Annotated in this window: 19 protein-coding genes; 18 read left to right on the forward strand and 1 reads right to left on the reverse strand. The window is 43.1% G+C overall.

Annotated features, from left to right (window positions below):
- Positions 1-176: 176 nt before the first annotated feature.
- From CH373_RS05215 to CH373_RS05300, 18 genes are all read left to right on the forward strand, one after another.
- Positions 177-740, forward strand: coding sequence for an AfsA-related hotdog domain-containing protein (locus tag CH373_RS05215; RefSeq protein ID WP_100713043.1), 564 nt, complete (start codon positions 177-179; stop codon positions 738-740).
- Between the two features lie 14 nt (positions 741-754).
- Positions 755-1552, forward strand: coding sequence for a fatty acid desaturase family protein (locus CH373_RS05220; protein ID WP_100713044.1), 798 nt, complete (start codon positions 755-757; stop codon positions 1550-1552).
- Between the two features lie 21 nt (positions 1553-1573).
- On the forward strand, positions 1574-2935 hold the full coding sequence (locus CH373_RS05225) for a protoporphyrinogen/coproporphyrinogen oxidase (protein ID WP_100713045.1): 1362 nt from the start codon (positions 1574-1576) through the stop codon (positions 2933-2935).
- Between the two features lie 27 nt (positions 2936-2962).
- Positions 2963-3850: an alpha/beta fold hydrolase gene (locus tag CH373_RS05230; RefSeq protein ID WP_100713046.1), complete on the forward strand. Its 888-nt coding sequence runs from the start codon at positions 2963-2965 to the stop codon at positions 3848-3850.
- 177 nt (positions 3851-4027) lie between these two features.
- A complete protein-coding gene (locus CH373_RS05235; RefSeq protein ID WP_100713047.1) occupies positions 4028-5476 on the forward strand; it encodes a 4-hydroxyphenylacetate 3-hydroxylase family protein in 1449 nt (482 codons plus the stop codon).
- 20 nt (positions 5477-5496) lie between these two features.
- A complete protein-coding gene (speB, locus tag CH373_RS05240) occupies positions 5497-6507 on the forward strand; it encodes an agmatinase (RefSeq protein WP_100713048.1) in 1011 nt (336 codons plus the stop codon).
- A 27-nt stretch (positions 6508-6534) separates the two neighbouring features.
- Positions 6535-7875 (forward strand): type III PLP-dependent enzyme domain-containing protein, encoded by a 1341-nt coding sequence (locus CH373_RS05245; protein ID WP_100713049.1) that lies wholly within the window; start codon positions 6535-6537, stop codon positions 7873-7875.
- Complete coding sequence (locus tag CH373_RS05250; protein WP_100713050.1) at positions 7865-9370, forward strand: class I adenylate-forming enzyme family protein; 1506 nt, start codon at positions 7865-7867, stop codon at positions 9368-9370. The genes CH373_RS05245 and CH373_RS05250 overlap by 11 nt, the downstream gene beginning before the upstream one ends.
- Complete coding sequence (locus tag CH373_RS05255) at positions 9367-9663, forward strand: acyl carrier protein (RefSeq protein ID WP_100713051.1); 297 nt, start codon at positions 9367-9369, stop codon at positions 9661-9663. The genes CH373_RS05250 and CH373_RS05255 overlap by 4 nt, the downstream gene beginning before the upstream one ends.
- 739 nt (positions 9664-10402) lie before the next feature.
- Positions 10403-12514, forward strand: a complete 2112-nt coding sequence (gntD, locus tag CH373_RS05260; RefSeq protein ID WP_100713052.1) for a guanitoxin biosynthesis L-enduracididine beta-hydroxylase GntD — start codon at positions 10403-10405, stop codon at positions 12512-12514.
- The gene (locus tag CH373_RS05265) at positions 12511-13998 is read left to right on the forward strand and encodes an acyl-CoA reductase (protein ID WP_243393267.1); all 1488 of its coding nucleotides are present in this window, start codon (positions 12511-12513) and stop codon (positions 13996-13998) included. The genes gntD and CH373_RS05265 overlap by 4 nt, the downstream gene beginning before the upstream one ends.
- 28 nt (positions 13999-14026) lie before the next feature.
- A complete protein-coding gene (locus CH373_RS05270; protein WP_100713053.1) occupies positions 14027-15085 on the forward strand; it encodes an LLM class flavin-dependent oxidoreductase in 1059 nt (352 codons plus the stop codon).
- A gap of 7 nt (positions 15086-15092) precedes the next feature.
- Positions 15093-16313 carry a LuxE/PaaK family acyltransferase gene (locus CH373_RS05275; RefSeq protein WP_243393268.1) on the forward strand — a complete coding sequence of 407 codons (1221 nt, stop codon included), beginning with the start codon at positions 15093-15095 and terminating at the stop codon, positions 16311-16313.
- Positions 16300-17208, forward strand: coding sequence for an alpha/beta hydrolase family protein (locus tag CH373_RS05280; RefSeq protein ID WP_100713054.1), 909 nt, complete (start codon positions 16300-16302; stop codon positions 17206-17208). The genes CH373_RS05275 and CH373_RS05280 overlap by 14 nt, the downstream gene beginning before the upstream one ends.
- Positions 17209-17241: 33 nt before the next feature.
- A complete protein-coding gene (locus tag CH373_RS05285; protein ID WP_100713055.1) occupies positions 17242-18219 on the forward strand; it encodes a threonine ammonia-lyase in 978 nt (325 codons plus the stop codon).
- 56 nt (positions 18220-18275) lie between these two features.
- Complete coding sequence (locus tag CH373_RS05290) at positions 18276-19400, forward strand: ATP-grasp domain-containing protein (RefSeq protein WP_100713056.1); 1125 nt, start codon at positions 18276-18278, stop codon at positions 19398-19400.
- The gene (locus CH373_RS05295) at positions 19390-20829 is read left to right on the forward strand and encodes a condensation domain-containing protein (protein WP_100713057.1); all 1440 of its coding nucleotides are present in this window, start codon (positions 19390-19392) and stop codon (positions 20827-20829) included. Before CH373_RS05290 ends, CH373_RS05295 begins: the two co-directional genes overlap by 11 nt.
- Before the next feature lie 7 nt (positions 20830-20836).
- Positions 20837-21754, forward strand: a complete 918-nt coding sequence (locus tag CH373_RS05300) for an NAD(P)-dependent oxidoreductase (RefSeq protein ID WP_165778781.1) — start codon at positions 20837-20839, stop codon at positions 21752-21754.
- A 93-nt stretch (positions 21755-21847) separates the two neighbouring features.
- Here CH373_RS05300 and CH373_RS05305 read toward each other — a convergent pair whose 3' ends face one another.
- Positions 21848-22108, reverse strand: coding sequence for a hypothetical protein (locus CH373_RS05305; protein WP_100713059.1), 261 nt, complete (start codon positions 22106-22108; stop codon positions 21848-21850).
- Positions 22109-22199: the final 91 nt, after the last annotated feature.

The following is a 22199-nucleotide window of genomic DNA, read 5'->3' on the forward strand; positions in this document are numbered from 1 at the left end:
TTATAATATGTACAAACAATAAATATACAGTGGTTAGGCGGAAATGAGGTTCGGAATTAAAAAAATAATTGACCAAAAAATTAACTTAAGTTAATAATGGCGCCCAAGTCAAAAAGAAAACGTTATTGGGTGAATGAAACGAGCGTAACGGATTAAATGAAAAGGATGGAACAACAATGTCAATCACGGAGAATAAGAATTATTCGGATATAGAAGATTCAGTTAAAGATGATCCTGAGCTAGATGCATTCGATCGTCGTCTGGTTCATAAATATTATGATGAAAATGTACTCCTTGCTGGAGTCGAGCGTTTGCCTGAAGTAGAGGGCGTGGAAAGATTTCTTGCGACCATTCGGGTGAATATTAACCACAATTTCTTTTTTGAGCATCCTAGAAACCATGTTCCGGGATTGTACATTATAGAAGCGGGGCGTCAGTCCGGCTTAGCAGTAGCTCACAAGTATTTCGGTGTATCTTACGGAAGCGAATTCGTAATGAATCAATTGAGTGTTGATTTCTTTAAATTTGCAAATATCTGGCAGCCTCTTCAAATTGAGTTAGAAGCAAAGGATGTCGTTTATCGAAAAGATCAATTCGTGAGCTTCAATCTCCATGGAACCTTTAACCAAAATTCGCAACTCGTCGCAAAGATGTCAGGCATCTTGATGGTCGTGGGTAAAAACGTAATGGAAAAGCTAGAGCGTTCTTTCGCTAAGCTGGAACCAGGCGTAAATGCGTAAAAGGATATTTGAAAATGAGTGCTTCACAAAAACAATTCGGAATCGTACGTCATAGGGCGGATTTACGCCCACTGTTTCTGGTATTTACCGTAGGAACATTACAATTTATCGCATATCTATTTTGCGATACTGTTGAATCCGCGATCTACTCTGCTTTGGCCTTGTATTTTCCTCTAGCAATGGTAGGGCCAGTCAGCCACAATCACGCCCATTACTCTATATTCAGGGTCAAACTCTTGAATAAAATATTCGAGATATGGATGTACTTAGAGTCAGGCCAAATGGCTAGTAAGTTTAGGCTTCATCATAATTTCGGTCACCATCCGTTTTATACGGATCCAAAGAAGGATACTTCTACTTGGGTTCGTTCTGACGGTTCTACTATGAATAGGTTCGAGTACATCTTCTGGTATTTTGTAACCTATACCTATCGCGTGATTCAAATCGGAAAGTCGCATAAAGTGCTGTTAAAGCAATTTTATTGGCAGCAGCTTTTTGCAACGATCGTTATCGGTGCGTTGGTCTACTATAACCCGATCAATGCGCTGATCGTTTACCTTTTGCCTATGCTCTTTTCTTGGTTATTGTTTATTAACTTTACCTACGATAACCATGTTGATTTGCATTCAAAGGATGATTATGAGGCTTCAATGACAAATACCAGTCGTTTGATCAACTTCATAATCTTTAACAACGGTTACCACTTGGCTCACCATATCAAGCAAGGCCTACATTGGTCAGAACTTCCGGAATTTCATAAATCGATTGAGCATAAGATTCCGGTAGAGCTGAGACCGCAGATTGTTAAGTGAACTCGATAGAGAAAATAAATTATGAATCAGAAATCAATAGCCGTTATCGGCGGTGGTATATCTGGAATTGCCACTGCCTATTATCTTCAACAAAGAGGCTTTCAAGTAGAAGTTCTTGAAAGCGAATCCCAAATCGGTGGTCGTATGGCCACCGCGAATTTGAGAGGAAGGAATATCGCGTTAGGCGGGAAAAACATCGGACGAAAATATTCCTTGTTTAGGGAATTTACTCAGTCGATGGGAGACAATCCATTCGAATATTTCGGATTAAATTCATCGAGAGTTCGAAATGGAAAGATCATAACCTTTGACGAGAAAAAACGTTATAAAGGTATGTGGCAGTTCCTCAAATCGTGTTCGTTAAAAGATCTGATCAGATTGATCCCGATGATGCGTGCAGTAAAATCAAATCGTTCAAAGGAAGGATACCTAGGCGGAAATTTTTTTAACGATTTGCAGAAGAAATATCCGAACGGAAAGCTTTCTTCGATATTTAGCAAAGAACTTTGCCAGCAATTCATTCGGCCGGTTACAGTTCGGATGAACGGAGCCGAACCTAGTGAAGCATTTATCGGAAATTTTGGAAGCAATCTTAGTATTACTTTCGATACTTACGAGCAGCTGACCAATGGACTAGGACCCTTATTTGAACAATTCGAAAGTGGAGTTCCGGTTCGATCCAATTGCAAAGTAAAGTCAATCCTCCTTCATAAGAAAAAGGTGGTCGGAGTTAAGGTAGAGGAGAATAAAAAGAGCCAAGATCTTTATTATGACTATGTAATACTTTCGACCCCTGCTTCTGTTTCTATGGAGCTGGTCTCTCCGCACTTTCCTGAGTTGGAAATCACACTGGGTCAGGTTCGCTACTTCCCGGTGGCAGTAGTAGTCGCTGAATATGAGAAGCCTGTTTTTACAAAAGAAGTAAGGGCGCTCGTATTCCCTGAAACAAAAGCTTTGAGTAATGCTGGAGTCTATGGAGTTAACGACCGACACATTGTTCGGTACACTTTCAGTGGCGCGGTTGCCCGTGAATTATTGTCAAAAAATCCTAAAATAGAGGACCTCGTGAACCTCGGGGAATCTACTCTTTCCGAGTTTATCCCAATCTCGGAAAATCCTCGGATAGCATATACGGGAAAAATAATGAAGCTCGGGCTTTGTGCCTATGCGCAGAATTACGAAAACTTCAGCAAGAGTCTCGCGTCACAACTGGAAAAAGTCGAAGGGCTGGATTTGACTGGGGATTATATCCGAGGGGCTGCAATTGAAGGTTGCTTTCAGGCGGCGAAGGAATGTGCGAACCGGGTAGCGAGTAAATTGCAAGACCAGGGCACTGTTGAATCAGCAACAAGGGAGCTTGCCGACGCTCTAGTCAAAGGCTAAAGAGGTTTGCATATAAAGCTAGTTCGCATGAGTACTATTTCAGGAAAATCTAAAATACGGCCGAGCTTCTTTAAGTTCCGAGATATTAATCTCGCGTATTATGAGATTTCGGCAAAGCGGAAAGCGAAAAAGGACCCAGTTCTCTTTTTTCATGCGAACGGCTATACCGCAATGACCTACTTTCCATTGTTCCAGAATCTGACTGAAGCCGGATATCCGGTGTACGCTCTCGATTTTATGGGTCACGGTAATTCGGATTCAACATATGAATTTCGTGACTGGTATTTTTTTAGAGATCAGATTCTTGCATTCTTGGATCATTTGAGTTTTCCCTCTGCGTTAGGAGCAGGCCATTCAATTGGAGGGGCGTCACTATTGATGGCTGCCTCTGGAGATTCCGGCGGTCGGTTGAAAAAATTGGCCGTATTGGATCCCACTGTTCTAACGCCTTTTCTTTCGCAGTTCTTACATTTCTATCCGAACCCCTTAGCGAGGTTGGCTGATAAGAGGAGATCTGTTTTTAAGAATCTGGAGATTGTGAAAAGAAGCTTTAGAATGATGTCTGGTTACAAGCGCTGGAATGAGGATAGCTTTGACTTATATCTCAAGACGGCATTTAGAAAAAGGGAAGATGGACAATTCGAGCTTTGCCTATCTCCCGACCTGGAAGCAAAGATATTTAGAAGTCTTAAGCCCGGACACTGGGAAAGTTACAGAAAAGTAAAGAATCCGATGCTCATTTTATCCGCGAGCAAATCGGATGTCACTCCTCCTGCGGCTTGTAGAAAACTTTTAAAATTCAATCGGCTTTCCAAGTCGTTTAAACACGACGACGGATCGCACTTTTTTCCGATGGAGGATCCGCAATGGTCCTCGTCGCATATGATTCACTTTTTCGATAATATAAGCAACTAAGGAGGGATGAAATAAATAAATCTGAAATAGGATAAATAAATTTATTGCACCTAATTGATGTTATTTGAAGAAATTGCAATTTAATAAAAAGCTATAGTTATATAGTAGGACGGATGTAGTGTTCGATAAGCACGTTAGATACAGCTCTCTAGAAATCATTTCTGAAAAGGAATTTCTATGAGCATCACAAGGACCGGTTCTGATTATTTAGAGGACCTGACTGACGGCCGGATGGTCGTTTGCGATGGAACCTTGGTGACCGACGTGCCTAATCATCCCGCGCTACGTGGAGGAGCAAATACGATTGCTTCTTTAGTCGATTTGCATTTGGATCCCAACAAAACTGAAATGCGGTTTGCTGATCGATTAGGAAACGAATATCCGGGTGCATATGTTATTCCTAAATCCAAAGAAGAATTAATTCGAAGAGGAATGCTTTTTCGATCAATCGCAAAAAGTACCGGTGGTTTAATGGCTAGGACTCCGGATTTTTTAGCCGCTCTGCTCGCAAGCTGGAAAGCTGCTTGTAACGCATTTGGAAAACATAATGCACGTTATGCGGAAAATGTTTCTGATTATTATGATTTTTCTCGAGAAAGAAATATTGTCCATTCTCACGCGATCAGTGATCCTCCTCCCGATCGGTTTTTAGATGTAACTCGAGAGCAATCTCAGATTTTACGTAAGGTCGGCGAAACATCGGAGGGCATTATAGTCCGGGGAATCAAGATGCTCGCGACTCTTTCTCCTCTTTCGGACGAACTGATCATTTATCCTTTTAGGCCAATCGGTTCCTCAGAGCCAGAGCAAGCGCTTGCCTTCGCAATTCCAATCAATACTCCGGGATTAAAGTTAATGTGTCGCTCTAGTATCGCGTCTGGCGGAAGCGAATTCGATCATCCTCTGGCAGAGAGATTTGATGAGATGGACGCACTTTGCATATTTAACGACGTATTAGTACCACATAATAGAGTTTTCATCGACGGAGATATTAGATTAGCGAACGAGCTGAGAATAGATACTGGAATGGTGTCTTACGTTTCTCATCAAACTTGCGCTAGGGTCGCTGTAAAAGCGGAGTTCTTGTTAGGGGTTGCCAGTTTGGTCGCTCGATTGAGTGGCCGCGAAAAGCAGCCAAGCGTTCAGCAATTGTTGGGAGAAATGGCTGCTGGAGCTGAAGTGCTTCGCTCTTTGTTGGTGTCCGCAGAAGCTGAATCAGAACCGGACCAATTTGGAAATTTTGTTCCCGCATCTTCACAGTTAGGTGCTTCGAGTACGGTAGCTTCGCAATATTATATGCGTTCCATCGAAATCCTTCGGCTTATCGGTGCTAGCGGTTTGGTCATGCATCCGAGTGAAAAGGACTTAATGGCGGACTCGATCGGAGACGTTCTCCAATATTTTTCTGCGTATAATAACGATCCGAATTTGCATATACAGATACTAAAACTTGCTAGCGATCTCGCGATAGGGACTTTTGGAGGTAGGCAAATTCTGTATGAGCAATTTTATCTGGGAGCTCCTCAGGCCGTTCAAATTCGGTACTTTCACAATTACAGGCGGATGCAGGAAGCTGAAAGCATTGTAGAAGCAATGCTGGTCCAGGAAAAGGTTCCGAGCGCATAAGGAGACAGGGAGAGTTTATAATGTCAGAAAATTCAAAAAAACATTATATACCGATGAACTCTATGAAGTCTCCAAGATTTACTGGTGTCCGTTCTTTTATGCGTTTGCCCATTCTGAATACTTTAGAGGACGTAGACGTAGCTGTCGTAGGAATTCCTACAGATTCAGCCGTTTCGTTCAGATCCGGAGCGAGGTTTGGACCAGAGGCAATACGTAGTGCTTCGATTTTATTACGAGATTATAATCCTGCGTTGGGTGTGAGTATTCCAGAGGAACTGTCCATGGTGGACTATGGAGACGCGCCTGTCGTACCCGGTTATCACGAAGAAACTTTGAAAAGGGTGCAAGAATATCTAGAGCCAATTTATGCAGCGAATGTAGTGCCCCTGATTCTCGGAGGAGATCATTCTTTGTCGATTGCTGAACTGCGAGCATTGGCAAAAATCAAAGGACCTGTATCGCTGATTCATATCGATGCTCACGGGGATGTATTAGATAATTATTATGGAGTAAAACATTTTCACGGAACAGTATTTAGAAGGGCGGTGGAAGAAGGTCTGGTAAACGCTTCCGAATCTGTCCAGATCGGCATGAGAGGATCTGTACACCCAGATGATGTCGGGGCCGCGGAATCATTAGGTTACACTGTAGTTCCCTGGGATCAATTGCACCAAATACCGCTGGAGCAACTTGCCGAATTGGTTAAGGAGAAAGTAAAGGACAGGCCAGTGATGCTTTCCTTCGATATAGACTTTATAGATCCGGCTTATGCCCCTGGTACAGGAACCCCTGAAGTAGGAGGACCTAGTAGTTACGAGGCAATTCGTTTGCTCAGAGCCCTTGCACCTCTAAATCTAAATTATTGCAGTTTTGACTGTGTGGAAGTTTCTCCACCCTACGATCCGGCCGGAGTTACGAGTATGGCTGCCTCGGTGATTTGTTTTGAATTGCTATCGTTACTTGCGATGAGTCGTAGATCAAAAAAGAGTAAGTCTCAGAATGGACATCTTTCTGGACTTGTTGGTCAGTAAATCGGTTAACAATGAGGGATATGCGAAATGATATCTGAGAAAACCGACTCTTTTATTACGAAGAAGATGTTAGATTGCATCGGCTCCAATCATTCGCCTGGGCTAAGGATCGGTTCGATTCTGGCCGAAGATTTAGCTTCGAAATTTGGCACTCCCATTTACGCATACAATGCGGAGGCGGCCCGAAACAACTTAAGCGAAGTTAGATCCGCATTGGGCTCTAACATTGAAATATTATATGCCTTAAAAGCGAATCCGAATGCAGGAATCGCTCAGATATTTAGAAAGTCTGGCACCGGTTGCGAAGTCGCTTCCGCTGGAGAAATATTGGTCGCAAAGTTTGCTGGATTTACTGGAGACCAGATTCAGTTCTCGGGCCCCGGAAAAAGCGAACAAGATATTCTGACTTCGTTTCATCATGGTGTTTCGATTTTGAATCTGGAGTCAGAAGAGGAATATGATCTAGTAAAATTTTTATCTAAATTACAGAATTATAAACCTAGAGTTTCGATTCGATTGAACCCGGCTACTGGTCTTAGTGGATCGCGGATGCACATGGGAGGAGGATCCAAGAAATTCGGAGTGGATTCGGAACGAGTACCGGAACTGATGGAGCAAATCGTATCCGAGGGCATTTGTGATTTTAGTGGTTTACATGTCTATCCTGGAACTCAGTGCTTCGATTACAAACCCTGGCTGGAAAACGCAAATGCCTTATTAAAGTTAGCTTCAGAACTGGAATCGATTGCTCCTATTCGGAGTTTGAATTTTGGGGGCGGGTTTGGTGTTTCTTTGTTTGAAGGAGATCCTGAGTTGGACCTGATCTCTCTCGGAAAAGGACTTAGGGAAATGATCGAATCAGCCCGGAATCGAAATCGGAAATATTTCGTAGAATTAGGACGCTATCTAATCGCGAATGCCGGAGTCTATTTAACTAAAATTCTTTATACGAAGAAATCACAGGAAAAAATTCATATTATTACTGATGGCGGAATGCATCATCATGCCGTCGGAGTTGGACTGGGGTCTGTAATCAAACGAACTTATCCGATTGTATCTTGCAACGGATTAGAAAGAAATCCCACAAGAAAGGTCGCTATCGGCGGACCACTTTGTACTCCTGCGGACGAGTTTGCATCCAGCATTGATTTTCCAGAAACCAAAAATGGTGAGTTAATCGGTATTCTGGGTTCCGGGGCCTATGGATTAACTTTCAGTAATATACTTTTTCTAAGTCACCCAACTCCGGGTGAAGTTTTGGTCGATGGAGACAATGCTTATTGGATCCGAAAACCCGGGAAGGTAGAAGACGTGCTAGTTGGGCAATGTGTTCCTGGGAGAGAGGGAGGGTATTCCGATGTGGAATAGTTTCTGTGAGGTAGCTCGTCTTCTAGGTGACACGGTTGCAATATCAAATGAAGCCCAAGTATTAAGTTTTTCAGGACTCCAAAAAGAAGCCGAAAAGATTTCTGAGTTTTTTAGAGATTTAGAGCAACCGGTTGTTTGGATTGCACTTCCCGGAGGTCCAGATTTTACCGCGGTACAACTTGCAATCTGGTCCCTTCCTGATGGAGTAGCCATCCCGATTCCGGAGAAGAGTAGTGAAAGAGAAGCATTAGCATATCTTGAAGTACTTCGTCCTGACTTTGTAGTCGTAAGGTCCTTGCTCGATCAGCAGGCAATCGTTAACACTTTGCCTGAATCCGTCTGCATCCTATCTCTGGAAAAGAAATCCGGAATCACTTCGGACCGCAGGATTTATTATATTGAAGATAAGCCGGCAAATCGGGTTTCTCGAAAAGGTTCCGGAGATTTGCCCAAAGAAACTAGGATGATTCAGTTTACCTCCGGTTCTACGGGGAAACCAAAGGGAATTTTGCTATCTAACGAAAATTTAATTTCTAATTTAGAAAATAATTCTATTCATCTTTCTAAATTCAGCGGTAAACACGCCTTTAGTTCTCTTCCTCAGTTTCATGCAATGGGCGGAGCCGTCGTGTTGGAACATCTTTGGAGTGGTTCGCCGATTCATGTGGCGAATCGGTTCTTGCCCGGGGAGCATGTATCTCGGATGCAAAAATACTCATGCAAAGTGATTCTATCTAGCCCGAATTATTTAAAGCTAATGCTGGACCTAAAGGCATTTAACTCTTCCATTCAATCTTTGATTGAATCATTCACCGTGGGTACGGCTGCTCTAAGTCCAGATCTTGTATCGGCTCTTCATTCGTTATTTCCAGAATCCGAGATTTATTCTAGATACGGACTGAGCGAGTCAATAGGGGCGCTAACACTCTGCAGGATTACGAAAGGTGACCACTATGATTTTGGCACTGTTGGAAAACTAATACCAAACGTAGAGTTTCATCCGGAATTCAGTAAATCTAAAGATAATCCCGGCGAAATCGTTGTTAAGAGTTCTGGCGTCGGAATAGGACAACTTTCTGAGAATGGCATATATTCACGGTTAGTCGATACAGACGGTTTTTTACACACAGGGGATATCGGATTTTTGGATGCTTCCGGCTGCCTGTACCTTAGTGGAAGGAAGAATAATTTCATTAAATCAAACGGATATCGAATTAGTGCGATGGAAATTGAACTAATGCTCAAATCGATTTCTGAAGTTCAGGAGGCGGTTGTTTTCGGAGTTCAGAACTCTTCCTCTGGAGAAAAAATAGTCGCATGTCTGGAGCCTATGCCGGGAAAAAAACTTCCTCCAGCCGCTGAGCTAGATAGGCACTGCAGATCGGAGCTTTCGGCATATAAAGTTCCACAGAAATTTATTGTTTTCGAGCAATTACCGCGAACCCAGTCCGGGAAACCGGACTTGAGCAAAATACGTTTAGAGGTGCAGCTATGAGTGAACTAGCCTCAATCGACCTCCGCCAAGAGGTAACCTCCTTGGTTTGTGAGGTGGTTAAAAATTCTACGGGAAGGGAAGTGGAAATTAGCACTGAGACGAAATTGATTCGTGATGGCTATTTGGATTCCCTATCGATGGTGAATTTGGTTCTCCGAATTCAATCCAACTATGGAATTCAAGTAGAGATTTCGGAAATGGAAGAAAGCAATTTCGGTTCGGTTGATCGTATCTCAAAATTTATTTACTTTCATCGCGAAAATAGCGATCGCCCAAAGGAAAGTAGAGAATGACAGATTCGTTCAATAAAAAGGATCGGATAGGCTTCGGCGGAGTTGTTATTACTATATTCATATAACAAACGTTATCCGAAATACATTCGTTTAATATGTTATTGGATATTTGTTGCATTAAAAAATACGCCTTTTCGGAAGACAGAAAAGGAAGTATCGAAATGTATTTATTATCATTCTTCCATTTGATTGTAATAATTAAGATTATTGTATATGCAAAATGTATAATAAATACACGAGGTGAGTGTTAACTGGAAAAAGGTGAATAACTTAAAAATTATTGACCTCTGGAGATAAAAAATCGGAAACTGGTGCAAATTTAATGTTTTGAGATGTTAAGTTGAAGCGTAATCAAAAGCGAAAATTGAATTTGAAAAAGGTGAAAGCGATATGAGTACAATTGAAAATAGATCTTCTTCGGCTTCCGACGCACCTAGGGCGTCGGAAGTGAGGTTTCTTTCTTTCCTCAATTCTCAATCAAGTCCGGTGGATCGATTCAATGATTCGCCTGATTTATGCTATATTGCTATGTTCCGGAAGGAATAGGCAAGTTGTCGATATTGCGAAATCAGCAAAACCTATCTCAAACTTACTAATTCAGAAGTTTATTAAATTTTTATGTAAGGAAAAGACCAACGAGAGTATTAAATACTATCAACTAACATAGAATAGGCGATTGACTCTTTTAAGCTTAAGAGTGTTCTGCCTTTTAGCGGTTGATGGTGTGGATGATTGAAATATGGAAAATGTTTTAGAATCTAGAGAAACTAAAGAGTTTAAGGCGCCTCGAAGCTGGATTGATTATGCACCGGAGTTAGATGCTGCGGATGCGGAACAATTATCGCGATATCTAAGCGATATAGGGCAAGTCTTCCGAAATGTTCAATCTGTGGACTTTTTGGAAGCTGCTCCATTGCTCGCGCAAGAGTTACCGTTTCGATTGCGCGAGTACATCCACAAAGTGAGACTTAAACAAAGACCGGCTGTCTTTGTAATACCGGCGTTAAATGTGATTGGTCGAACTGGGATCCTGACTCCAAAGGATTGGAAGGATGTTCAGTCTCCTTCTCCAACTCACCACGCAGAAATATTTCTTACGTTAGTAGCTTCTCTGTTGGGAGATGTGTTCGGCTGGACTACTCAGCAGGATGGTCGCTATGTGCACGATGTTTTACCGATGAAGGGATTGGAGAACGAGCAAGTAGGATGGAGCAGTTTAACGCAACTTAGTTGGCACACGGAAGATGCCTTTCATCCGAATCGAGCAGATTACCTAGCTCTACTCTGTCTTCGGAATATTGACGGAGTAGCTACAACATTATGCTCAGTAACCGATCTTGATCTTCCGGTTGATGTCAAAGAAATACTTTGGCAGGAGAGATTTTATATTCGACCGGATCAATCGCACACAGCAAAGCACAATTCGACAGCTAGAGGTTTGTTCGAAAAGATAGAGCAGATGAATCGGGATCCGGAACCTGTTTCGCTGCTATTCGGTAATCCAAATCATCCCTACATTCGCATAGATCCGGATTATATGATGGCAATTCCGGGAGATGCCGAGGCTGAAAGAGCTTTGTCAGTGGTGGTCGATCAAATAAATCGCAATTTATATGACCTTGCATTAAGAGAAGGTGATTTAGTCGTAATCGATAATTTGCAGGTAGTCCACGGAAGGAGAGCGTTTAAGGCGCGGTTCGATGGTTACGACAGATGGTTAAAGAGAGTAAATATTAAAAGAGATCTTCGTCAGGCAGCAGCTGCTTTGGACCAAGGAGGGAGACTAATGACAACAATTTCAAAAACTTCGGAGCAAAAGAGTATCGTGGCACGTGAGGCTGATTTAGTCGAAGCTGTTCAGCCGATTCGAGGATTAGCTTTGGCTACGAGTGTTCAGCATTTTTTTTCTAAAGGAATTTATGACCTACTCGCGAGTTCCCAGGGGCGTCGTTGGAGTTTGGAAGAATTGGCGAAAGAGCTGAAATTCGATGCAGACCGATTGAGAGGTTTGCTTCGTTTTTTGAGAAACGAAGGCTTTATCGAAGGTCTGGATGGTAAATTAAATCTTACGGAAAAAGCTCATCGTTGGTCTGTTTATCGCGCTTGGTATGAAATGATGGTTGGCGGTTACGCCGAAACTTTCGTTTCGATGGGAGACGCTTTGGCCGAAGGAACTCCTCCTGCGCCCAGGGATGGCAAGCTAGTTGGAAAGGGAAGTTGCGGTATCAGCATGCACGATTCCATTCCGATTGTAAGAAGGCTTTTATCTACATTAGACGAGCCTCCAAAGTTGGTGGTTGATTTGGGATGTGGAAGCGGCTCGTACCTGACCGAAATCTGCAAATTGTACAAAGACACAAAGGCTATCGGTATAGAGCCGGATTTAGGTGGATGTCTGGCGGCACAAGAGCACATCGCAGAGTGCGGAATGTCCGATAGGATCGAAATAGTGCACGCAGACGCTATCGATTATATTCAGAAAATGGAAACTCCTCCAGATCTAATACTCCTATGTTTCGTAATACACGAAGTGCTCGGGCAATCCGGAGAAGAGAGAGTCATGCAAATGCTGCAAGCAGCCATGAACGGAGGGCCAAATCAACGTTTGGTGATTATTGATATCGATTATTTAATCGATGATCCTTCGGTGATGAGTCACAAACTTGCGGAAGGTTATTACAATGCATATTTCTTACTGCATCCATTTACAAGCCAAAAGCTAGAAACTCAGAGTTATTGGGACGATTTGTTTGCAAGATGCGGGTTCGAGATAGAGGCAAAGCAGACGACCGATCCTTCATTAGATTCTACGAATATTGAATTGGGCTGGATGTTGAGGCGGAAAAAGTGAAAACCGCTTTCGATACAAAAGCCGATGCCGGCTTGCATGAGTCAGAGCCGGCTAAGAAGGTTCAATTGCCTTTTATATTGGGTGGAAAAAGCATTAAGCCTGATGAAAAAGGGAATCAGAAGATCAGCATGTTAGGCGGAGAAGTTAGCTTTCCTAATCCGGAAATTCTAACTTCTCTGCTAGAATCTTTGCACAATCCTCTGATTGAAGTTTCAACTCAAGATATCATAGGGTTTCTGCACCGACTCGGTAAGATGTGGGAGAACGATGAATACATCCGTAGGCGAGTTTATATCAGGCAAATGTGTGATTTTGTCGGCTATTCCGAACAGATGGCTGTTGCGGAGGCTGATTTAATTGCAGCTACTTTGAGAGGAAGCACTAGATTGTGGGACACTCTTCAAGTGGAACTCGGAGACCGATCCATTTTAGATACTTGGATTAAGAGAGAAGATTGCGAAGTCAAAGCCTTCCCAAAAGGAACTGTGACTCATATTCTTTCTGGAAATGCTCCCGTCGCGGCCGTTCTATCTATATTGCGATCTTTGCTAACGAAAAATCAGACAATTGCAAAAGTCGCTTCGGGAGATCCAATAACGCCCACGCAATTTGCATTAAGTTTTCTTGATTTAGATGCAAAGCATCCTTTAAGCAGATCGCTTCATACTGCTTATTGGCCTTCCGACTCTGAGATCGGAGTCTCGATCGTTGGAAATACGGATGCAGTATGCGTCTGGGGAGGGGCCGAGGCGGTTCGTTGGACTTATAAAAATGTAAAACCAGGCTCTGAAATACTAACATTTGGACCCAAGCGCAGCTTTTCACTCATCGGAGGCTCTGGCCAAAAAGATTTAAAGAACGCTGCGCGTTTGGTCGCTCACGATGTCAGCATGTATGACCAGCAGGCTTGCTTCTCAACACAGCATATTTTTGTGTTAGGTGATCAGTTCGAGTTCGCTACAGAATTAGGTTCAGCGTTGGATCGAAATCAAAAGATACTATCTGCACCAAAAAGAACTGTAGACCAGGCGGCGGACGTCTCTTTATCAAAAATTCATCATGAATTTTTTGGGGGAAAAATTCTCTACTCCGAAGATCATTCATGGCAGGTGATTTTGTCCTCTCCCGGAAAGACTTACCGTCATCCGGGTGCTCGAACTGCTTTTGTTCACAAGATAGACAGTATCGAGCAGGTGCTTTCATTTGTAGATTCCTCAGTGCAAACTGTGGCAGTATATCCGATGGAGATCGTAAAACACTTCAGAGACTCTTTGGGAAGATTAGGTATTTCGAGGGTGGTCGAATGTGGTTCCAGCGGTATGTATCGGCTTGGAGCCAGTCACGACGGAATGTATCCGCTAGCAAGACTAGTAAGGTTTGTTTCTATGGAGGCACCTTCCGAGGTTTATCCCAAAGGAATGACTATCCCGATGGACATGTCGAAAATTATCGAACATAGGCAATTTCGGGATTTGTTTGTATAAGAAATTTTTAATATACGGAGATATTTAAATGAGATGGGGAGTTGCTCTTACAACCTATAAGCCACCGCACTGGGACCAAAGGTCCGTCTTTACGAATTCGCTGGAGTTTGCCACTGAAGCGGAAAAGCTCGGATTTGACGATCTCTGGGTATTGGAACACCATTTTACAGAGTACGGATTGTGTCCGGATGCCATCTTAATGGCTAGCTATTTGCTCGGTATGACCAAGCGGATCAAGGTAGGTACCGCAATCACTGTAGCTCCACTGAATCACCCGGTCCGTCTTGTGGAACAGGTTTCTCTTTTGGACCAACTTAGTAGCGGACGATTTTTGGCCGGATTCGGAAGAGGGTTCTTTCCTTTAGATTTTGAAATTTTTGGAGCTAACGCTTCAGAAAATCATAAAATTCTACAAGAGTGGATCGACATTATTCTGACCACTTGGAGACAAGAAGGAAGACTCAGGTGGGAAAGCGATTTAATTAAGATTCCTGAAATTAGTATTTTCCCATCTAAATTTACTAACCCTAGGCCACCTATCTACGTGGTAGGAGAATCTCCTTCTACAATCGAGTGGGCAGCTTCGATCGGAATTCCTTTGATCATGAACGTTCCTCAGTCTGCAGAGCAGATTCGCGCAAAGCTTGACCTTTACGCAGAGATTGCGGAAAGTAACGGTCATGACCCGCGGGATATCCATCATGTTATTTCAGCTGTGGTGCATGTAGCCGATAGTAGGGACGAAGCCTACAACGATATCGTTCGCAACATAGAAGAATGGCACGACGACGCAATGAGGGTCGCGTTCTCTAGCGATCAACTGAGAAATCTTCCTAATTATCGATTCCATTGGTCTCAGCTGCAGGATGCAATTTTAAAGGGAGAATCTGACGCGAGTGTAGTAGTCAGAAGAGCTCTAGAAATTAGTCCGGTAGGAACTCCGGCAGATTGCATTGAAGCTTTTCAGTATTTGCGAGAGCAAACCGGAGTGGATCATTATATTTGTGGATTTGAAGGAACTCTGGATAGGGAGAAAATCCTGAAAAGTATGCGAAGATTCGCGTTAGATGTAATTCCAAACATATAGGTGAATCATGTCTCATCAGGATCCGATACTAGCCAATAATACTTTTACCGCATCTGCTAGCGTAAGTCGAGCAGATGGGTTGACCGCTCTAGACTCGGCAATTTTTAATCGAGACGATTGGGATAAGATGACCAGGTCCGCTGCACTTGAGTTAAAGTTGGCGGCTTTGTCCGATTCCTTAAAGCATCATTCGGAGAATTGTAAAGAGTTCGGTGACTATTGCGAACGCAAAAGTTTTGATCCTTGGAAGGAACTCTATCCACAGGATTTAGCTTCCATCCCCCAAATTCCGACTTCGGCGTTCAAGGTCGGAGAAATTCTTAGCGTACCTTCTTCTCAGATTATTCGTCGTTTTGAAAGTAGCGGTACAAGCGGGACCAGGAGCAAGATCTTGCGGGATGAAATTACACTCGCTAGACTTTCAGGCTCCTTGCGAAGTTCTGCTGAGGTTTGGTCAGATGTCATCGGAGACAGGGATTTAGAAGATGATATTTTTGTAATACATTTGGGTCCCTCCAGAAAAGATGCTGGAACAGTTTGGTTCGGTTACGTAATGAGCCTGATCGAATTAGAAGCAGAAACCGAACACATGATGAAAAATGGAAAGGTGGACTTGCACGCGGCTTCCGCATTAATAAGGTCTGCCTTGCAAGAAGGAAAAAGAGTTCTAGTCGTTGGAGCTCCTTTCTTAGTAGAAGAGTTATGCAAAGCTTTTCAGAACTCGCCGATTTGCGCAGGTTCGAATCTGTTTTTGCTTACCGGTGGGGGCTGGAAAAAAAATATCTCAAAAGCAATCAGTCAATCGGATTTAGCGTCGTTAGCGGCCAAATCATTCGGAATCGATTCACCTTCTCAACTGAGAGACGTATTCAATCAAGTGGAATTAAATAGCGCTTTTGTTCAGTGTTCTGAGGGAAGGCTGCATTCTCCTCCCTGGGTAGAAGTTATCGTTCGAGACCCTCTTTCTTGGAAGCCATTGGATTCTGGACAAATCGGTTTACTTACCTATTTGGATCCAACCGCACATAGTTATCCTGGATTTATCGCGGGAGAAGATCTAGGGTCGAAGGAAGAGCATGCCTGCAGCTGCGGAAGAACTACGCAAAGTATTCGCATTGTTCGAAGATTGAATGTATCTTCCCATCAAGGGTGCTCATTGCAATTGCAAGAGAAGAAGGAAGAAAAGTCAGATAAAGATAAATTAGGAAAAAGTAATGATCCTTTCTAATAATCTACAAGTAAAATCTTTTAGGGACAGAAATATCGCTCTATGGAGCGATATCGTTCTCGAACCCAGGAATCATTCAGTCTTGATATGTGGAGGCTTTTCTCGTCGGATGAGTGGACTTGGGTCCCTCGCTGCCTATCTACTCACCAACGGCTCCAGCGTTTATAGATTCGATTATTTGGACCACGTCGGCTTAAGCGATGGAGTGATTCGAAATTTTACCATCGAAAGTTTCCATGATAGTTTAACTTCTGTCCTTGAAAAGGTCGCTGATTTAGAGAACGGAAAATCCATATCGATTCTAGCAGTGAGCTTAGGTGCTGTACCTGCCATACAACTTTCGGTCGACAATTCAATGATCAACGGCATCGGGTGCTTAGTCGGGGTGGTAGATCCGAAAACCACTTTTGAAAGAGTTTTCGGAACCGACTACTATGATTGGCGTTTCGAGGATCTACCTGAAACGATCCGATTCGAAGGGTATGATATAGATCCTCGAGGACTTTGGACCGAGCAAAAAGAAAAAGGGAGCGCGAATTTTTCACTGATAAAGAGCGCACTCGAAAAGCTTTCTTGTCCGATCGTGAACCTCGTCGCGTCCGAGGACCAATGGCTCACAATGAGCGAGGTGAGAGAAGCGTTCTCCGTTCCTGGTGGGGGAAGAAGGGAAATCGTAGAACTTCCGTACGGCGGACATGAACTATCTCGCAATCCTTTGGCGCTTAGATTAGCGATGCGTCATATCATAGCTCGATTGTTATACGACGGAAATTTGGAAATGGTCGAAGAGCCTAGTTTTGACGAAATCGGAGACCTTAGAGTCAGTGACCGCAAACGTGCGCGTTCCAGCGCGTTGTTAGACGATGATATAGCTCCGGTAAGCAGAAATGGATGACCGAACTACAATCAATTTTCAGGCAAAACAGATATGAATAGCCAAGTCAGAAATCTAACTCTACCTGAAATAGATGGAGTATTCAGTACTTACCAGAAGATTCGTAAATGGATTCCTAGATCTCCGCTTATCAAAGCTCCGAGTCTAGGGCCGAATTGTTGGCTCAAACTGGAGACTTTAATGCCCACCGGATCTTTTAAGGTTCGCGGAGCATTTGCTTCTTTATTAAAGATTTCTGATGGTACCTCTATCGTAAGTTGTTCCGCAGGAAATCACGGGCTAGCGCTCGCATACGCGGCGACAAAGTTGAAAGCTAAGGCTTGCATCGTGGTCTCTGAGGCTGCTTCGCCTAGAAAGATAGAACTATTGAAACAGAGTTCAGTCGAGTTGGTGATCCAAGGAGCTAACTACGATCAGGCGGAAGATTACGCGCGAGGACTCGCGGAAATTCGTAATGCATACTATCTATCTCCATATAACGATCCAGAAGTAATACTAGGACAAGCGAGTGTAGGCTTGGAGATTCTGGAGCTGTTTTCCGAGGAAGTTACCGTAGTAAGTCCGATCGGAGGTGGGGGATTGCTTGCGGGTGTTGGGATGGCTTTGAGCACAAGACCTGGATCTATAGCCATAGGAGTCGAAGCCGAAAATTCTGCTCCGATGAAAGTTGCCCTCAAAATGGGAGAAGTTACAAAAATCCCCATCGGGCGTACGGTCGCAGATGGTCTCGCGGGAAATCTGGAAGATGGAACTATTACATTAGATTTATTGCAAAGATATGCACCGGAGACCTTGACTGTAAGCGAAAAAGAAATACACGATGCGATGGGGCATTTAGCGGATCACTATGGGATTTTGTCCGAGGGTGCAGGCGCTGTCGGAATTGCTTCCGTACTTTCTGGGAAAGTAACTAGCACAAGAGAACAACCTTTGGTCGTTTTAGTAACTGGCCGAAATGTACGAACTGACACTTGGGTAGACATACTATATAATAAAAATAGTATAATATGATTTTTCAAAATTATAATAGTGCATTTTAAAAGAATGATATTGGATCGGAAAAAATTATGAATCGAAAAATAGTAGCACTTTTACATCAATACCAGTTGGTCGGCTCCGGAGTGCAAATGGCTTTTCCGGAGGATAAATTCGACGTTCGCATTTTTACAATCGGTTCCGCTGACCAAGTATTTCGATCGGATGTGCCGATTTACGCATCACCGGTCACTGAGGTAAAATCTGATTGGTCCGAACTCTTGGCGGTTTTACCGGAAGACGCAGAGATTGTAACAAACGATGAGTCCTGCTTAAAGCCATGTCAGGAAATGAGAATTTCTAAATCCATGCCTGTGAGGATGGCTTCGAATCTTGCGACTTACTCGAATAAGTTGGCCATGAAGGAAAGATTGTCTGCTTGTTCCATCGGAGTTCCAAGGTTTCAAAAATTAGAATTAGCTCCAGAAGGTTGGAAAGAGCGATGCACTGCGATTTTCAAAAACATAGGTCCATCTTTAGTGATAAAACCCGATACTGGCGGATACAATGAGGGAATCACTAAAATTGATCTGCTCGAAGATTTTTTGCAATGGTCTCAAGCTCATCTAGGCGAACAAGGTTGGCACGTGGAGGAATTTGTCTCCGGAAGACTTTTTCATGCGAACGCGTTCGTACTAGATGGAAAGGTAGTCCCGGTTCAAGTAGGTGCCTATACGAATCCTCCTTTAGAAGCTAGCCAAGGTTTTGGCTTAGGAAGCATCACTTTGCCCTGGGATCACCCGATAAGAGAGAAGGGGATTTTGTTAAACGAACAAGTCGTCCAAGCTTTGGGATCGGAAGGACGTTTCGTGATACATACCGAATTCTTTATGGATGAAAGCGGTCGATTCAAGGTAATCGATGTGGCGGCTAGAGCTCCCGGGGCTTTGGTTTCTGATATCGCGAAAATACACTCAGGCGTTCATCTAGAAGCGGCAAGCTATCTATTACAAATAGGTGAAATGCCAGAGTTTCCTAAAAATACCGGAATGAGTGCAGGCTGGCTTTGGTCTCCGCCCAAAGAAGACGGCTCTGTTTCCACGGTCCTTACTTGGAACCGAACTTTCGAAGACCTACTGTTTGATTTAGAAAGAACGGCAGAAGGAATGGGGACCGGGAACGGCTCGAACTGGCTCCGAGCACTTTATGAAACCTGAATTCTACAAGGCTGCGCCGAATCAGGTCCGGCATTGGAGGCACTTTCTCCGATATCCAAAGTCTCCCGCGTTGAATATGACGGTTGCTCTTTACTTGGAAGGCTCTCTAAATATTCAAGCTATGCGGATCGCAGCTGGGATAATATTAAATAAACATAAATCTCTTAGATCGATTCCTTTGGAGATCAATGGAGAATTGTTCTGGGAATACAAAACGGAAAACGAAATCAATTTCAATGAAATCGAAATATTTGAATGCAAAACCGAAGAGGTCGCTCTGGAAGAAGTTCGAAAAGAAGGTGAAAGACCGTTTTCTTTATTGGAAGAGTTTCCTTCCAGATTCAGAATTTTAACGCTCCCAGAAAACGCGAACATTCTATTATTAAATATTCATCATATTACTTTAGATGGTTGGTCTGCGGATCTTTTGGTAAAAGAAATTGCAGAATCCTATTCCTTATTATTAAGAGGAGAAAAACCGAAAGAAACCGCGCCGGTTTATCAAGAATTCGCAGATTATCAGAATTCCTATAGGAAAAGCAAAGAAGGAGAATTTGATTCGGAATATTGGAAGACTGAATTACAATCCGTGCCGAAAGGGATTGGATTTCCCTACGATCTGGATCCGTCCGAGAATCCAGAGTTTCCGAAAGGAAAAATGACTTGGGCCTTTCTCTCCGAAGAACTAACGAATCGCGTTCGAAGTGCTTCCAAGCTTTTGGGATTGACTCCTTTTGTAATACTTCTTTCCGCCTATGGAAGGTTAGTTGGAAGAGTTTCCGGAGCTCAGGATTTTCTGGTAGGTATTCCCTATGTGAATCGATTTAGAGTTCAGGATCGCGAATTGGTGGGGTTTTTAGTAAATACTTTGCCATTTCGATTTACTCAGGTAAACATTCAGGACGAACACTATATTCAGAATGTGGCGAATACAGCTCGAAATGCATTCTTACACCAAAGATTGCCGTACATAGAAATTCTTAGAGATATCGGTCCGGATTACGAATCAGGAAGCAGGCCGGCATTCAGATCTATGTTTATTCTGCAAAGTACTCAAGCCGCGAGAAATCCTTTCGAAAATCTAAGTTGCAAGCAAGCTTGGGTCTCTACGGGCGGTGCAAAGTATGACCAGACTTGGACCATAGAAGAAAGAAGAGGAAGGTACACTCTGGATCTGGAATGGAATCCGAATCTTTATTCTGAAAAAGCAATTCGAAACACGATGGAAGAATACGTAAATATTCTAAGCGAACTAGTGTATAGCCTAATAAATTCAGAGAACGATTCCGCAGAAGATTTGGACTGGAGAGAGGCGGCTCGTCTGAATTGGCCTAGTCTCGATACGCTTTCAGAAATTTTTGAAGGACCGGTGATCCTGGAAAGGTGCTTGGAAACTCAGTTTCTGGCATCGTCAAATGGAAAATTATAATTTGTTAATGTTAGATAGAAAGCTTTCACTGCATCTTTTATTTCCGGATTCTGAATATGAACCGATAGAAGAAAGACTTAGATCACATTTCGAATTGAAAGGAATAGATATATCGATCAGTAAAGGTACCGAGATCGGCACCCGATCGGACTGTCTTTTTATCGCGCCGCACGAGTTTTCTTGGGAGTTCCAGCTGAAATGCATTCAAAAAAAGGAATGGAATTGGATTCACTTAAGTACTGCGGGATACGACTTTTTTCCTTTGCAATCTGTTTCCCCCCGTACACTGGTTACTCGTTCCTGGAAGGCTTATGCTCAACCTTTATCTGAATATATTCTACGTGCTGCCTTAAATCATGCAGGTAATATTACCAAAACTGGATTGCGGGGACAAAAAATTGGAGTCGTTGGATATGGAGAAGTGGGTCGCCTAACTGTGCATTTGTTGCTTCAGCTCGGCGCCCAAGTACGAGTTCTAAGAAAAAGCGGTGCTGAGATTCCCGGGATCAGGGTAGTTCGAAAAGTCCAAGACTTATTGGATGTAGAGCAGCTAATTCTGGCAATTCCGTTGAATTCAGAATCCGTAGGAATCATAGATAAGAATTTCCTAATCAGCTGTCACGAAAAACTGCATATTATCAATGTGGCTCGAGGAGAATTAATCGATCAAGATGCCCTGGTCGAAGCAGTGCAGAATAGGGGACTCAATGCTACCTTAGACGTTACTGTTCCGGAGCCTTTGCCGCACGACCATCCTTTAAGAAATCTTAAAGGAGTTGTTGTTACGAATCATATTGCGTGGAAAAGTGGGCTGGATATTTTTTATCCTCTTCAGGATTTTTTGGAAGTTTGGGATACTATGAGAGCCGGAAATATTCCTCCGGGAATATTAAAAAAACGAGAAGCAATTTTGGTCGAGGCGTAATAGTCCCCCTTGTAAGTTTCCTGGCATCTTCTATCCAGGCGTTGTGCCCTTCTCAAAAATCGAGGGCGAAAGTGATCGTTCCGAATTGCTAGTTCACTCCGGAACTACGTGCAAATACTTTTCTTGAGGCCTCATTGCTGGATCATGAGATCCCCGAGAAGCATGCTGGAATATATAGTGACCGGACTCCTTAATTTCCATTTCTGCCGCGTGCATAGGAAATTCTAGAGGTCTTGTTTCTCCGTCCTTTATTTCATCTATAAATTTCCAACGTTCGCTATTCGGTAACTGAGAATCTTCGCGTACCAGGCAATATTTTCCCGGCATGCCTTGAGCTTCAAACAACCTAAACATACTCGCGCTCCATTGAACTTTTCATTCTGTACTAAATTTCAATGCGAGCCAAGCGAAAGTTTCTTTTTTATGGTAGCTCGAGGAACTTAGA

Source organism: Leptospira perolatii (assembly GCF_002811875.1).
Classification (GTDB): Bacteria; Spirochaetota; Leptospiria; order Leptospirales; family Leptospiraceae; genus Leptospira_B; species Leptospira_B perolatii.